The organism is Microbispora sp. NPDC046933, assembly GCF_040644635.1.
GTDB lineage: Bacteria > Actinomycetota > Actinomycetes > Streptosporangiales > Streptosporangiaceae > Microbispora.
Map to the genome: position 1 here is coordinate 86,486 of NZ_JBEYWW010000013.1, position 14,265 is coordinate 100,750.

13 protein-coding genes are annotated in these 14,265 nt (G+C 70.3%); 3 read left to right on the plus strand and 10 right to left on the minus strand.

What is annotated here, in order from left to right; genetic code table 11:
• Positions 1-23 precede the first annotated feature (23 nt).
• The 4 genes from ABZ857_RS19215 to ABZ857_RS19230 all read right to left on the minus strand — a co-directional run bounded on the left by ABZ857_RS19215 (position 24) and on the right by ABZ857_RS19230 (position 4,360).
• A complete protein-coding gene (locus ABZ857_RS19215; RefSeq protein ID WP_357044615.1) occupies positions 24-989 on the minus strand; it encodes a hypothetical protein in 966 nt (321 codons plus the stop codon).
• 81 nt (positions 990-1,070) lie between these two features.
• Positions 1,071-1,988 carry a class F sortase gene (locus ABZ857_RS19220; RefSeq protein WP_357044617.1) on the minus strand — a complete coding sequence of 306 codons (918 nt, stop codon included), beginning with the start codon at positions 1,986-1,988 and terminating at the stop codon, positions 1,071-1,073.
• A 9-nt stretch (positions 1,989-1,997) separates the two neighbouring features.
• Positions 1,998-2,909 carry a hypothetical protein gene (locus ABZ857_RS19225; RefSeq protein ID WP_357044619.1) on the minus strand — a complete coding sequence of 304 codons (912 nt, stop codon included), beginning with the start codon at positions 2,907-2,909 and terminating at the stop codon, positions 1,998-2,000.
• A 155-nt stretch (positions 2,910-3,064) separates the two neighbouring features.
• Positions 3,065-4,360: a hypothetical protein gene (locus ABZ857_RS19230; protein ID WP_357044621.1), complete on the minus strand. Its 1,296-nt coding sequence runs from the start codon at positions 4,358-4,360 to the stop codon at positions 3,065-3,067.
• Positions 4,361-4,509: 149 nt separating this feature from the next.
• Between ABZ857_RS19230 and ABZ857_RS19235 the strand changes: the two genes are divergently transcribed.
• Complete coding sequence (locus tag ABZ857_RS19235) at positions 4,510-5,256, plus strand: hypothetical protein (protein WP_357044623.1); 747 nt, start codon at positions 4,510-4,512, stop codon at positions 5,254-5,256.
• A gap of 11 nt (positions 5,257-5,267) precedes the next feature.
• Here the strand turns inward: ABZ857_RS19235 and ABZ857_RS19240 are convergent, their stop codons facing one another.
• Both ABZ857_RS19240 and ABZ857_RS19245 read right to left on the minus strand, forming a co-directional pair.
• On the minus strand, positions 5,268-6,164 hold the full coding sequence (locus ABZ857_RS19240; protein ID WP_357044625.1) for a class F sortase: 897 nt from the start codon (positions 6,162-6,164) through the stop codon (positions 5,268-5,270).
• A gap of 11 nt (positions 6,165-6,175) precedes the next feature.
• Entirely contained in the window at positions 6,176-7,642 is a 1,467-nt protein-coding gene (locus ABZ857_RS19245; RefSeq protein ID WP_357044627.1) for a hypothetical protein, read from the minus strand.
• 205 nt (positions 7,643-7,847) lie between these two features.
• Between ABZ857_RS19245 and ABZ857_RS19250 the strand changes: the two genes are divergently transcribed.
• A complete protein-coding gene (locus ABZ857_RS19250) occupies positions 7,848-8,993 on the plus strand; it encodes an acyl-CoA dehydrogenase family protein (RefSeq protein WP_357044629.1) in 1,146 nt (381 codons plus the stop codon).
• Between the two features lie 10 nt (positions 8,994-9,003).
• Here ABZ857_RS19250 and ABZ857_RS19255 read toward each other — a convergent pair whose 3' ends face one another.
• Positions 9,004-9,165, minus strand: a complete 162-nt coding sequence (locus tag ABZ857_RS19255; RefSeq protein ID WP_179155420.1) for a hypothetical protein — start codon at positions 9,163-9,165, stop codon at positions 9,004-9,006.
• Between the two features lie 65 nt (positions 9,166-9,230).
• Positions 9,231-10,022, minus strand: a complete 792-nt coding sequence (locus tag ABZ857_RS19260) for an alpha/beta fold hydrolase (RefSeq protein ID WP_357044632.1) — start codon at positions 10,020-10,022, stop codon at positions 9,231-9,233.
• 150 nt (positions 10,023-10,172) lie between these two features.
• Between ABZ857_RS19260 and ABZ857_RS19265 the strand changes: the two genes are divergently transcribed.
• Complete coding sequence (locus tag ABZ857_RS19265) at positions 10,173-11,063, plus strand: hypothetical protein (RefSeq protein ID WP_357044634.1); 891 nt, start codon at positions 10,173-10,175, stop codon at positions 11,061-11,063.
• A 74-nt stretch (positions 11,064-11,137) separates the two neighbouring features.
• Here ABZ857_RS19265 and ABZ857_RS19270 read toward each other — a convergent pair whose 3' ends face one another.
• Complete coding sequence (locus ABZ857_RS19270) at positions 11,138-13,366, minus strand: SpoIIE family protein phosphatase (RefSeq protein ID WP_357044635.1); 2,229 nt, start codon at positions 13,364-13,366, stop codon at positions 11,138-11,140.
• Between the two features lie 120 nt (positions 13,367-13,486).
• Positions 13,487-14,191, minus strand: a complete 705-nt coding sequence (locus ABZ857_RS19275; protein WP_357044637.1) for a metal-dependent transcriptional regulator — start codon at positions 14,189-14,191, stop codon at positions 13,487-13,489.
• Positions 14,192-14,265: the final 74 nt, after the last annotated feature.

The following is a 14,265-nucleotide window of genomic DNA, read 5'->3' on the forward strand; positions in this document are numbered from 1 at the left end:
CAGGGTTTATCCATGGGCAGGGCTCAGGCATAACCTCCGGGTAGCACGTCGGCGGGCTCGACGAGCTGGAAACCCCGGCTGTCGGCCGCGATCCCCCGGAGCGCGTTGGCGAGCGTCACCGCGACGAGCGCCCGCCCGAGCAGTTCCGCTCGGGCGTCGTCCTCGCGCACCATGTCCCGGTCCACGATGCCGGCGGTTATCAGGGGGTCCTCCGGAGCGTCGGCGCCGTGGCGACTCGCGACATCCTCGGCAGGTGCGTGAGCGTCCGTCTCACCCGCCCCCTCTGCCGCGCCCTCGGCGCTCCCAGCGTCCTCGGCGTTCATCTCCTCCGTACGATCGATTGACGAGACCCGCGCGATGGCGATCTCCGTGAGGTACGGCCAGCGAGCACGAGCGACGGGCGGGATGCGATGCCCCTCCTCGATGGTGAGGATCAGTCCTTCACCCGCGTAGACGTCGGCCACCCGGCCCCCGCGGATGGAAACGTGGACGACACCGTCGACGAGCTCCCCTTCGGGCCACTGTTCGGTGTCCACGGCCTCGACGGGGCCCAGTAGCCCGCCCAGGGCAGGCAGGATCTCCTCGGGCTCCGGCACGGCCGGCAGGTAGACCAGCGGGTCTCCGCCGCCCTCCGCCGGGTCGAGCGGCTCGCCCTGACAGAGTGACCAGCCGCCCAGCCGGTACGCGATGCCCTCCGCCAGGCTCTTGTCGAAGAAGTCCACCGGCAGCGGGCCCTCGGCGGCGATCCGGCACGCCCAGAGCCGGTCCTCGTCGGGCACGCCGAGCTTGGCGAGGACGTCTCCGGTCAGTTCGACGGGTGACTGGATGCGCGACCCGCCCGCGAGGATGTCGTCGCCGTCGGTCCTCGCCTCGGGATCGGCGAGTTGCGCGACCGCCAGCAGTGTCTTCGGATCCGGCCGGGCAGGCAGCAGCGCGGTGGGTCCCGTGCGCAGTCGGCCGGGCAGCAGGAGATTCGAGAACCAGCCCACAAGGCCCTCCTCATGATCGGTCGAAGAGACCATAGCCGCGACGGGCGCCGGCCACGAGCCCTTCCGGCGAGGTGCCCGGTCTCAGGAGGTCGACTTCGCGAGCCGCGAACCCGTCATAAGGGCATAGACGATGACGTTGTCGACGTAGTGGCCGGTCGTGTGGTTGTATTTGCCGCCACATGTGATCAACCTGAGCTCGGCGTTGTCGGCGTGGCCGTACACCCGGTTGGTGGGGAACGTCTGCTTGTCCGCCTGTTCGACGCCGCCCACCGTGAAGACGGCCACGGTCCCGTCGAGGCGGACGACCTCGATCTTGTCGCCGTACTCCAGCTCGTGCAGGCGGCTGAAGACGGCGCTGCGTGTGGTGGTGTCCTTGTGCCCGAGCATGACGGCCGGACCCGCCTCTCCCGCCGTCGGGCCGCCGCGATACCAGCCGACCAGGTTCGCGTTGCTGATCGGGGGCGTCTGGATCGCCCCGGAGCGGTCAAGGCCGACCGACTTGATCGGCGCGTTGACGCCGAGCTTGGGGATGATCAGGCGCTTGGGCGTGGACGGCTGCATCGCGGGGGCGGCCGGGATCTTCGGGAGCGGCGGGGGCGCGTCGGCGACCGCCTGGGTCAGCGGCTGCCCGGCGCCGCCCGGCCCCACGGAGGGGGCCAGTCCGTTCTGCGGCGCCGCGAGCTGCTTCAGCGTCGAACGGGTCGGCGCGGCGTACTCGTCGGGGTTGTTCACCATGATCACTACGCCCACGACCACGATGACCAGGCCCAGGATGGCCGCCGTGATCAGCACCCGCCGGATGGCCTCCACGCCGCCGGGAGGCTTCTCCTCCGGCGGCTGCGGCGGGGGCACCGGCTGCACGGGCTGCATCTGGGGCAGCATGACCGGCTGGAAGACCGGCTGCCCGTAAACCGGCTGCGGGTAGCCCTGCCCGCCCGGCCCGGGAGGCATGCCGTACGGCTGGCCCGGCGGGTACTGTCCAGGTGGCGGGGTGGTCATGGCTTCGTCCTACTGCCTCACCGGGCGGCGCCGGGTCCGGAGCACGAGCCCGCCGGCCGCCGCCGCCAGCATCAGCGCGGTGCCGCTGAGGACGAACAGGCGGGCGTCGGGGCCGGCGTCGCCTCCGCCGCCGGTGGCCGCGCCGCCTCCGGGAGTGTTCTCGACCTGGGCGGACTTCGTCTTCTTCTTCTTCGGCGTGGGCGACGCGTAGACCGTCTCGTACACCGTCCGGGTGTTATGGGGCGTGGGCGAGGTGCTCGCGGAGGCACTGGGGCTGGCGCTCGCACTCGCACTGGCGCTCGGGGACGCCGAGGGGCTCGCCACCGGAATCGTCGCCACGGCCGGCATCATGCTGCCCGTCGTGGCGACCGCGCAGTTGTAGAGCGTGGTAGGCGTGGTGGTCGTGCCCGTGCCGGCGGGCGCGATCATGCTGATCTTGAAGTCCTTCGCGGTCAGCACGACGGAGGTGGCTCCCTGCGACGGCGTGACGGTCAGCGTCGCCGTGGGGAGCTGCGGCATCGTCCCCTGGGCCGCGACGGCCGAGGTCAAGGCCGCACCCGTCGGCGAGGGCGTGGACACGCCCACGTTAGTGCCGGCCGGCAGCGCCGCCGCCGAAACGGTGGGCTGCAGTTCGATCGCCGCGCCGCTCGCGATCGCCACCGGCGCGGGGAACGGCGACGCGGCGACCGGCGTGATGCTCAGGGTCGCGGTGTACTGGGTGCCGGTCCCCGTCGAGGTCAGCGACACGGTGAAATCGTGCGTGACGGGGTTGCCGCCCGTGCCCGCGTTGCAGGTGTACGTCACGGTCTTCGTGTCGGCATGTGCGCCGAGCGCGCTCAGGCCCAGGAGAAGGCCCGCGCTGACCACTCCGGCCGCGGCGGCCCTTCCGGCGACTCGGCCCCGCGCCTTTGACTTCAGCACTGACTTCTCTCCACTTCGATGCTCGCAGTCAACAGGCGTACCAGCATGCCAGCATACGGTCACGGTCAGGTAGAGATCTTACGGACAAAAACCCCAAGACCGCCTCCCCTTGCTCAAACATTGTCGCGTTTCACCATGTCCGCGTCGGCCGGACGCTAGTGCCTGTGGTACGGGCCCGAGTTCGGGCCGAAGCGCCGCAGCAGCAGCCCTCCGGTCGCCGCCGCGGCCATCAGCACAACACCGGTGAGCACGACGAGCCGGGCGTCCGGGCCGGCGTCGCCCCCGGCTCCGGTCTGGGCACCGCCGAGCGGCGTCGCCTTGACCTGCTTGGTGGCCGTGCGGGAGACCGCCGCGGTGGCGGTCGCCGTGACCGTCCTGGTCCTGGTCGGGGTAGGGCTCGGGGTCGTCGACGCTGCGGCGCTGGGAGTGGGTGAGCTGCTCGCGCCGTCCGCGTCGTCGCTGGCGGCCGGGCTCGGCGAGGGAGAGAGCGAGGGAGAAGGAGAAGCGGACGGCGAGGGGGACGGCGAGGTTGAGGCGACCACGGTGAGCGCGAGCGACGCCCGGGTCGCGGATTCCGGCAGCGTGCACGTGTAGAGCGCCTCGCCCGCGCCGGTGGTGTCCGCGGCCGCCCGCAGCCTCAGGGTGAAGTTCCCGGCCGCGACTCCGACCGTGCCCGCCGCCGTCGGGGTCAGCGTGACGAGCAGTTCGGGGATCGGCGTCAGCGTGGCCGACGGAGCGAGGGACGCCGGGACCGCCGTGGACGCGGACGGGCTCAGCGTGACGGCCGAAGGGGTCTCGGTCTCCTCCTGCGTGCCGGTCGCCGTGTCGTCCGTGGTCGAGCCCGTCTCGCCGGTCGAGCCCGCGTCCCCGGGGGAGGGCGTCGCGCTCGGGGACGGCGTCGCACTCGCGGAGGGCGTGGCACTCGGGGAGGGTGTGGCGGAGGTGTCCGTCGCCGCCTGAGACTCCGTGTCGCCGGCGGACTCCGCGTGCGGAGAAGGCGAGGCCGAGGGGGAGGGCGTGGCCGACGCGGAGGGCGACGCCGACGGAGAGGGCGTGGGGGTCGGCGATTCACTGGCAGTGGCGGACTCGCTCACGACGGGAGCGCCGGTCACCTCCACCAGGCCCTCGGCCACCACGACATCGTTCGACGCGATGCCCGTCGCCGGTGCCACCAGGGCGCTCTGGCCGTCCGACGGCGAGGCGGGAGCGATCCGCCAGGTCACGGTCGCCGCGCTGCTGACCACCGGGTTGTCGGGCACGACCAGGGTCACGTTCACGGGGTAGGTCGCGGCGGCGCCGCCCGCAGCAGTGCAGGAGTACAGCACTTTCGTCGTTTTGCTCGCCGCGAGCACCGGCCACGTCATCAGGGCCAGTGCGGCCGTCGCTCCCGCCGCCGACCGGGCCGCGATGCGACGCCGGGCACTTCTGCGCCGGGCACTGGGGTCGGGCACGACGTCTCTCCTGCCACCACAGTCACGTACACGTAGCGAACAGTCTCCCAGGAGTTGACCATCGACATAACCGGTCGGCGCCTTATGTCAGGAAATTCTCAGGGAACCTTCACCGCCCTCCCACGGTAGGGACAGCGGGAGGTGTTGTGATGAGACGACTGATCGTGGCGCTCGCGGCGATGGCGGCCATCCTCGTGCCGGCCCTGCCCGCTCACGCACGAGCCGGGTTCTGGGCCGTGACCGAGCTCGACCCGTTTCCCGCCAAGGTGCGGCCCGGTGTCTCCTACGTGGTGGGCTTCTGGGTGCTGCAGCACGGCACCCATCCGTACGAGGGCCCGGGCGGCCTCGAACCGGTCGGCCTGCGCCTGACCGGGGAGGACGGCACGACCCTGACGTTCGACGGGACGCCGCTGCCGGAGCCCGCCCACTACGCCACGTCGATCAAGGTGCCGGCCGGGCGGTGGCGGGCGCAGGGCGTGCAGGGGATGTTCGCGCCGTACGAGATCGGCACGCTCACGGTGCCGGGCGGGCTGAAGGCGGCTCCGCCGCAGTTCCCGGTGCCCGCCGGCGCCGAGGTCACGGACTATTGGGGGCCGGTGAAGCCGCCCGGGTTCCCCTGGAAGGCGACGAGCGTCGTCCCCAACCGCCTTCCGGCCACGACGCCCGCCGCGTCCGCGGAACCGGCCCGGACCATCCGGCCGGCCCCGGCGGTCGCGGCGGCCGGCGGTGGTTCCTCACCGTGGCGTGAGCCGTACGCGCTGGTGGCCGTCGCGGTGATGGCGGTTGCGGGCACGCTGCTGGTCCAGCGCGCGGCCCGGACGGTCGTACGGCGCAGGCCGCACGATCCGTCCGAGCGCGAGCCACGAGAGGGCGAAGAGGTGATCAGCATGGGCTGACCACCCCGCGATCACTTGCCCTTGGTCTGCGTCAGCGTCGCGTAGACGATGATGTTGTCGGTGTAGTGGTGCTGCTTGGCGTTGTAGACCCCGCCGCAGGTGATCAGCCGCAGCGAGGACGTGATCGTGTTGCCGTAGACCCGCTTGGTCGGGAACGTCGACTTGCTGACCTGCTCGATCCCGTCCACCGTGAAGATCGCCATCTTGCCGTCCGCACGGAGAACGGCGATCTTGTTGCCGCGCCTGAGCTCGCGCAGGCGGCTGAAGACGGCGGCGCCCTTGCGGGTGTTCACGTGCCCGAGGATGATCGACGGGCCCTGGTCGCCGGGGGCCGGCCCGAGGCGATACCAGCCGGTGAGGTTCGGCTTGCTCAGCGGGGGCGTCTGGATGGCGCCGGACTTGTCCACACCCACCGAGCCCACCGTGGCCTTCACGCCGATCGCCGGGATGCTGATCTTGAGCGGCCTGCCGGTGACCTTCTTGGTCGTCGTCTGCTTCGCGGTGGACGACGAGGACGACGAGGACGACAGCGGCTTCGAGGACGACGAGGCCACGCTCGTGAGGGTCAGCGGAGAGACCGGCCGGCTCGCGGGAAGCGGCGGCGGCGCGGTCGGGTCCGCCGCCGTGAGCGGCACGCCCGGCCCGCCCGGCCCCACGGTCGGCGGCAGGAAGGCCACGCTGCCCGCGTCCTGGACGTTCACCTGCGCGCCCGGGACCGGCCCGGTCTCCTGCGGATCCGAGGGGTTCAGCACGGCGAGCATCCCGGCCATCACGGCCGCGATGCCGCCGAACGACCCGGCCACGAGCAGGGTCGCGAGGACCGGCTGGGGCAGCGACTTGCGCGTCTGCTTGGCGTCGGTGCCCGCGCCGCCCTGCTCGGGAGCGCCGCCGTCAGGGGTACCGTTCATCGTCATCCTCCTCAGCCCCGCTCGCCCGAGTGCGCCGCCCTGCGCCGGAGCAGTGCCACACCGCTGAGCATGCCGATCATCAACAGCGCACCGCCCGAGCCGATCAGCAGCATGCCGGAGGACGACACGCGCTCCGGAGCCTCACCGGTCTGCGCACCGCCCTGTGGCGTGACCGCCACCTGGGCCACGGTCGGCGTCGCGGTCAGTGTCACCGTCCTCGTCGCCGTCGGCGACGGACTGCCCTGTGGCACCACTGCCACCACGTAGTTCTGCGTCGCCGCCGCAGCCGGTGACGGGCTGGCCGAAGGAGAGGGCGACGGCGAGGGCGACTGATCGCCACTCGGCGACTTGGAAGGCGTGGCCGAGGGGGTGACCGAAGGACTCACCGAGGCGCTCCCCGAAGGGCTGGCCGAGCTGTCCGGCGACTGGCTCGGCTCCACCGAAGCCGACGGGCTGCTGCCCGTCCCGCCGCCCGTGGTGACCTTGATCGGGATCAACGGGAACGGCTTCTGAGCAGTACAAACTGTCCGGTATCGTGACGCGGCGAAATTGTTCGCGGTGCCGGCGTGGACTCTGAAGGCGTCCACGCGAGCGAACTTGTTCTGGGTCCTGTTCTCGACCGTCAGGGTGTACTTGCCGTAAGGCAGGTCCTTCGCGGCCTCGAAGACCTCGCCGACACGACGCTCACCCTGTGTGGACCAGTAGGCGTTGTGCTCAACGCGAGCCTCGTTGGGCGGGTAACCGTTATCGGTCGTCAGCCGCACGAAGCCCATGTCCAGGTTCTTGTCGGAGATGAGATCGACTCCGGTTCCGACGAACGTGAAGGACGCCTTGTCGCCCTCCTGCGACGCCTCGCGGTAGTCCTGCCCGAAGTGCGTCTTGCCGTCGTACGCCGCCGGGTCGGGCACCTTGGCCCAACCCGGTTCGTAATCCACGGAGAAGTCGCCTACGGGGCTGAAGTCGTTGTTCCACGTGGCCTCGACGGGCGCGAGATCAAGAATGATCGAGTCGACCGCGATCGACCCGGTGCCAGCGCGCTCTGCCGTCGCCAGACCTGGCAGCACTTCTCCGAACTCCAGCGGAGGGTCATCCCGCATACGGTCCGCGGTCAGCAAGGTGGTGCCAACCGAGTCGATGTCCCCTTGGCCCGTCCAGATTCCGGTGGCCTTCACTCTGGCCGTGACGGCCAGGTGAGCACCCTTGTCCAGATTCCCATCGAGCGGGTTGGGTACATGGAGCGGCGACTGCGGCTCGCCAAGCTGCCAGTTGACACTGAGCTGCTGCCCGACGCGCAGTTCCTTCGAGGAGACGGAGACGAACGCCGCGACTGTTTTACCGTCAGCGAGGGGGCCGACACAGTTGAAGTAGTACGGCCCCTCGGCCTGACTGGGGCCGCCGGAAACAACTACAAGGGCCGAAGCGGCGAGGCCGACCGCTCCCGCGGCGAGCGTGCGCCGCCTCGCTTTCCACCGAATCACCGCATACTCCGATCACAGGTCCGCCCTGGCGGGCCTATAGCAAACCGAAGGTAGATCTTAGGGGCAACCGAAGCGGTCAAAGGGGTCGTTATCGCGATGGTTTCGGAGTTGTGACCGTCCGTACAACTTGATGCCGATCGACCGGCGCAGGACCAGAATCGTATTCTGGTGCCGCCAACAGACCCTGAGCCGGAAGGCGTACCCGATGCGGCGAGACCTCTTCGACGAGGAGCACGACCTCTTCCGCGAGACCGTCCGTGAGTTCATGGCCCGCGAGGTCGTCCCCCACCACGCGCAGTGGGAGAAGGACGGCATCGTCCCCCGCGAGGTCTGGAAGAAGGCGGGCGAGCTGGGCATGTTCGGCTTCTCCATACCCGAGGAGTACGGCGGCTCGGGGATCACCGACTTCCGCTACAACGTGGTGATCGTCGAGGAGATCATCCGCGTCGGCGCCACCGGCCTGGGATTCGGCCTGCACAACGACATCATGGCGCCGTACATGGTCGATCTGACCAACGACGAGCAGAAGCAGCGCTGGCTGCCCGGCTTCGCGTCCGGCGAGCTGATCACGGCCATCGGGATGACCGAGCCGGGGGCCGGCAGCGACCTGCAGGGCATCCGCACCACCGCCGTCCGCGAGGGCGACCACTACGTGGTGAACGGGCAGAAGACCTTCATCACCAACGGCATCAACTCCGACCTCGTCGTGGTCGTGACCAAGACCGACCCCTCGGCGGGCGCACGCGGCACCTCGCTGCTGGTGGTGGAGCGCGGCATGGAGGGCTTCACCCGCGGCCGGAACCTGGAGAAGGTCGGCATGCACGCGCAGGACACCGCCGAGCTGTTCTTTGAGAACGTCCGGGTGCCGGTGGCCAACCTCCTGGGCGGCGAGGAGGGCCAGGGCTTCTTCCAGCTCATGAACAACCTGCCGCAGGAGCGGCTGTCGATCGCGGTGGCGGCCGTGGCCGCGGCGGAGACGGTGCTGGAGGAGACGATCGAGTACTGCCGCAACCGTACGGCCTTCGGCCGCAACATCGGCAAGTTCCAGAACACCCGGTTCCTGCTGGCCGAACTGGCCACGGAGGTGGAGATCGCCCGACACTACGTGGACAAGTGCGTACGGGCGCTCAACGCCAAGGAGCTCACGGCGGTGGACGCGGCCAAGGCCAAGTGGTGGACGACCGAGCTGCAGAACAAGGTCGTCGACCGATGCGTCCAGCTCCACGGCGGCTACGGCTACATGCTGGAGTACCCGGTGGCCAAGGCCTGGCTGGACAGCCGCGTACAGACGATCTACGGCGGCACCACCGAGATCATGAAAGAGATCATCGGCCGGTCCTTCGGCTTCTGAAGACAGCTGATCAGCTGTGCTGCTGCCCCCAGATCAGCAGCATGGCCACCACGAACACGACCATCACGCCTCCGTAGGCCACCGGGCTCAGCCGGAAGAACCGGCGCACCTTGTTCAGCAGCCACGCGAACAGGAACGCCAGGAAGACCAGAAGGATGAGTCCGGTGTCCACACTGATCAGTATGCGTGGGTTTCCCTGCCCCCGCGTGTCTGTCGGCACAAGCAGCACAGGGAGATTCAGCGAGGGTCTTCGCCGCCTTCGAGGATGCCGCGTTCGAGAATCACCCGCGCGACCAGCTCAGGGTCGTCGCTCATCGGCAGGTGGCCGCAGCCCCGCAGCAGCAGCGCCCGCTGCCCCGCCCACCGCGCCGCCCGTACGGCCTGGCGTCGCGGCAGCAGCCGGTCGCGCTCGCCCCAGGCGATCGTGACCGGCACCTGGGGCGGCGCGGGCGGCGCGACCCACGCCAGCGAGTCCAGCGTCTCCTCGAACCCCACGCACTCGCGCAGCGCCCCGGCCGCCGCGAGCACCGCCTCACGGGACAGCCGCTCGGGGCGGGCCACGAGCAGGCCCATCGCCAGCGCCCTCCCCTCGTCCGTGCCTGCCGCGAGCGTGGGCAGCCCGTCGGCCCGCACCGCCAGCCGCAGCAGGCGCAGCGCGGCCCGTGCGTACGCGTACTCGGGCCGGGACCAGAACCCGGCGGGAGAGAGCGCGACGGCCGTGCGGACGTCGGCGGAGGACGCCAGGTCGAGCGCGATGTAACCGCCCAGCGAGTTGCCCGCGACGTGCGGCCGGCTCAGGCCGAGGCCGGTCCAGAAGTCCCGCACGGCCCGCCCCAGCGTCTCCACGTTGTACGGCGTGCCGTACGGCAGCGGCGGGGACTCGCCGCAGCCGGGCAGGTCCACCGCGATGACGTCGTGCCGCTCGGCGAGCAGATCGAGGACCGGCAGCCAGCCGTGCCGGTGATGGCCGATGCCGTGGAGGAGGACCAGCGGCGGCCCGCTGCCGCGGCGGTCGTGGGCGAGCTCCATGCATCGAGTCAAACACCCGGGACGGCCGGAAAGAAGCGCGCAGCGCGGTCGCGTCCGCCGCCGTCCGTCGAGGCGGACGCGGTGCGTGCTCGTCCCCTCGGGCTGCAATCATGTTCCGTCGCAACGACCAAACACGAAATGAACCGACAAATGACCATCACCAAGCCGGAGGAGCACACCGGCCTCGCCGACCTGCCGGAGCCGGACGTGAAGGCCGGCGTCGTCGACTTGCTGGAACGCAGCGGATCAGTCGTGGTGCCCGTCGGCATCGCCCTCTACGCGCTGCTCTATCTCGGCATCCAGCAGGTGTACGGCATCTTCAACATCAGCCCGGAGCAGGCGGGCATCGACCAGGCCACCATGTTCGGCCGCCTGGTGGGGACGCTGATCCTACTCATCATCGGCGGCGCACTGATCGCGGGCATGATCGTGGCGGCCGTCTGGCTGCTCGACAAGGCCACCCTCGGCCATCTGTTCCGCCTGGCCCAGGCCGTACGCGTGCGCCCGTGGGCCGCCGCGACCGCCGGCGCGCTGTGGTGCGGGGCGAGCTACTGGGGCTTCCTCGGCTACCTCGGGCTGGGCGAGGGCGCGTCGCTGGCCGGCATCGTGATCACCGCGGTGGTGATCGGCGCCCTGTCGTTCCTCGTGCCGTTCCGGCTGCTGCGGCGGCGTCCGGCAGGACGCGCGGGCATGAAGATCGTGGTGGCCGCGTTCACCGGCATCGGGCTCGGCTTCGCGCTGATGGGGCAGATGGAGAGCGACGCGCTCGCCGTCGCCGAGAAGGGCAGGCCCGCCAGCATGCTCCTGTCGATGGTGGGCTTCCAGGACCAGTGGGTGGTGCTCAACGACCGCGAAAGCGGCAAGGTGCTGCGCGGCGGCGTGCAGGTGCTGCTGCTCGGCGAACGCGAGGGCGCGTACGCGTTGTACGACTGCGCGCACCAGGAGACCTTCCGCATCTCCATGGAAGCCACCGTGCTGCGGCAGGTGACGCTCGAACCCGACCGTCCGGCCGGGTACAGCTGCCTGAAGCAGAAGAACTGACCGGACCGCGCCCCCTTGCGGACAGGGGGCGCGGGGTCACGACAGAGACGCCGCGCGGGGCCGGCGGACGGCTGTCAGCGGCCGCCGATGGGGATCTCGAACCAGACCGCCTTGCCCTCGCGGGTCGGGCGGGAGCCCCAGCGTCGCGCGAGCTGGTCCACAAGGTAGAGGCCACGGCCGCCCTCGTCGTTCTCCCCCGCGCTGCGGATGCGGGGCAGGCGGAGATCCTGGTCGAAGACCTCGACCCAGACGGACTCCGCGCCCCTGCGCAGCCGCAGGGTGAACTCCTTGTCGCCCGCGATCTCCTCCTCGAAGCCCGGCACGTCCCACGACTCGTCGAACGGCAGCGGCGGCCCGTCGAGCACCAGCTCGCGGCGCGGCACGCTGGCGCTGGCGGCGTGCAGGACCACGTTGGTCACGACCTCGGAGACGAGCAGGCAGGCCAGCTCCGCGCGTTCCTCGGGCACCTGCCATCCGGCGAACGCCTCGGACGCCATCCGCCGCGCCTCGCTCACCATGATCGGCTGGGCCGGGAACGTACGCTCCTGGGACTGCAGCTCCGTGCCCGCCGAGCGGACGACGAGAATGGCCATGTCGTCGTCGATCTCGCCGGGGACGGCCACCGTGGCCAGGTCGGCGATGCGCTCGACGGACTCCCCCGACGCCTTGACCAGCTTCTCGCGCAGGATGTCCAGCGCCTCGTCGTCGTCCGGCACACCGGCGGCGGAGTCGCGCGGCGGCCTGCGGTCGACCAGGCCGTCGGTGTAGAGGAGCAGGGTCGCGCCGGGCGGCAGCACCCTCGTCTCCTCCTTGTAGACCAGGTCGGCGTGCATGCCCTTGGCCCGCACCCCCAGCGGCTGGCCGACCTCGGTGATGTCCAGGTCTCTGACCTCGCCGTCCACGATCAGCAGCGGCGGCGCGTGCCCGGCGTTGGCGAACGACAGCTGCCTCGACCACGCGTCGTACACCATGTACTGGCAGGTGACGATCGGCGGGTTGGTGATGTCGGCGCCGAAGTCGTCGTGTTCCGGCGCGGCGACGATCCTGGTCCACTCGTCCAGGCGGGCGAGGATGTCGGCGGGCGGTTTGTCGTCCTGGGCGAAGGCCCGCAACGCGGCCCTGAGCTGGCCCATGACCGCCGCCGCCTTGGCTCCCCGGCCCTCGACGTCGCCGATCACGATGCCGACGCGGCCGGCCGACAGCGGGATCACGTCGTACCAGTCGCCGCCCACCTGGGTCTGGATGCCCTGGCCGTGCGAGGCGAGCGGGGCGGCCGGGTAGTAGCGGACCGCGATCTCCAGGCCGTCGAGCGAGGGCAGCGGCTGACGCGGGAGCAGGTGCTTCTGGAACGATTCGGCGGTGTGCCGCTCCTCCTCGAACAGCAGCGCGTTGTCGACGGCGAGCGCGACGCGGGTGGCGATGGCCCCGACGAAGTCGCGGTCGAAGGTGTCGTAGTGGGGCGAGCGCCGGTTCGTGAGGTTCGACAGGCCGAGGTACATCAGGCCGAGCGTCTCGCCGCGCACGCACAGCGGGGCGGCGATGGCCGAGGTCATCCCGATCTCGCCGCACAGCCGGGCCGCGCCCTCGCTCGGCGCCGGGTAGCTGACCTGTGAGAAGTCTTCGACGAGGATCGTCTCCTGGCGGCGCAGGGCGGTCTCGGCGTAGTGCCCGAGCGGGTATCTGATCTCCGCGCCCACCGGCTGCCAGGTGTCCGGCGGCGGCGTCCAGCCGTTCACGTGCGTGGAGACCTTGCGCACCAGGCGGTCGCCCTCGTTCAGCTCGATGAAGCAGTGGTCGGCGAACTGGGGGACGAGCATCTCCGCGACCCGGTTGAGCGTCTCCTCGACGTACAGGGAGCCGGCGAGCCGCTCGCCGATCCGCTCGAGCAGGCCGAAGCGGTCCTTCTCACGCTCGTTGCTGCGCATCGCCTCGCGCGCGGTGATCACGATGCCGCTCACGGAGCCGGAGGGGTGGCGCAGCGGCACGGCCTGCGCGCGCACGTAGATCATCGTGCCGTCGCCGCGGGCCACGTCGAACGTGCCCTCCCACACGCCGCCGCGCAGCACGTGCTTGGCCAGTTCGGCCGCGAGCGGATGGTCCTTGTCCGAGATCCCCAGAGTGTGCAGCGACTCCCTGCCCGGAGACGCGCCCACGCGGCCGAACAGCTGCTCGGCGAAGGGGTTCCAGTACAGGACGTTGCTGAAGCGGTCGGTCACGACCACGGCCATCTCCGCGTGGTCGAGGACGGAGCCGGCGGAAAGGTGGTCGTCGGCGTCCTGTGACAGATCTCCCCATCGCCTCATGCCACGACCGTCCCTTGACGAGGTGGGTTCGCTATGCCGGGCACGGGCGCTCCTGCGAAGGCTGGGTCGCGAGAAATGAAAGGACTCCCTAGGGGATTCAACCAGGCACAACTCATTCCGTCATCGTCTGGTGACAAAAACGTGTGAGGCGACGTCCCTCGGAAGGTCCGCGGTCGTGGTTCCCACCTCACCATCACCTGTCACCGTTACACCGTTGTCACTCGCCGCGAGCGTCACCTCGCGTCCGGGTTGTATCCCAACTTGCTTGAGTTTAAGCATCACGGCGGGGTCGCTTTGCACTTGTTCGCTGATTCGGCGCACTACAACGGGCACGGGGGCCTGTCCCGCGAGGGTCACCATAGGAGACACCATCTCATCTCCGGCCGAACCGGACTGCGGCACCCCCAGCTCGTCGAGACCGGGGATCGGATTGCCGTGCGGGCACACCCGGGGATTCTGGAGAAGGTTCACGAGCCGGGTCTCCACAGACTCCGACATCACGTGTTCCCAGCGACACGCCTCGATGTGGACCTCTTCCCAGGGCATGCCGATCACCTGGGTCAGCAGGCACTCCGCGAGGCGGTGCTTGCGCATGACGCGGATGGCCAGCGTGCGGCCCAGCTCGGTCATGCTGAGGTGCCTGTCCCCCTCCACTTTCACCAGGCCGTCGCGCTCCATGCGCGCCACCGTCTGGCTCACGGTGGGACCGCTCTGCTGCAGCCGCTCGGCGATGCGGGCACGCAGCGGCACGATGCCCTCTTCTTCGAGCTCGAAGATCGTCCGGAGATACATCTCCGTCGTGTCGATCAGGCCGTGTGCGGTCAAGGCTCCTCCAGTCCTTGTAAATCGATGCTACGACCTCCCCCGTGTTCGCAGCCGACCTTATTGGGGAAGCGACC

Coding starts and splice junctions, on each gene's coding strand:
- ABZ857_RS19235 (WP_357044623.1), top strand. CDS start 4,510: ATGAGACGACTGATCGTGGCGCTCGCGGCGATGGCGGCCATCCTCGTG.
- ABZ857_RS19265 (WP_357044634.1), top strand. CDS start 10,173: ATGACCATCACCAAGCCGGAGGAGCACACCGGCCTCGCCGACCTGCCG.
- ABZ857_RS19260 (WP_357044632.1), bottom strand. CDS start 10,022: ATGGAGCTCGCCCACGACCGCCGCGGCAGCGGGCCGCCGCTGGTCCTC.
- ABZ857_RS19250 (WP_357044629.1), top strand. CDS start 7,848: ATGCGGCGAGACCTCTTCGACGAGGAGCACGACCTCTTCCGCGAGACC.
- ABZ857_RS19240 (WP_357044625.1), bottom strand. CDS start 6,164: ATGAACGGTACCCCTGACGGCGGCGCTCCCGAGCAGGGCGGCGCGGGC.
- ABZ857_RS19220 (WP_357044617.1), bottom strand. CDS start 1,988: ATGACCACCCCGCCACCTGGACAGTACCCGCCGGGCCAGCCGTACGGC.
- ABZ857_RS19270 (WP_357044635.1), bottom strand. CDS start 13,366: ATGAGGCGATGGGGAGATCTGTCACAGGACGCCGACGACCACCTTTCC.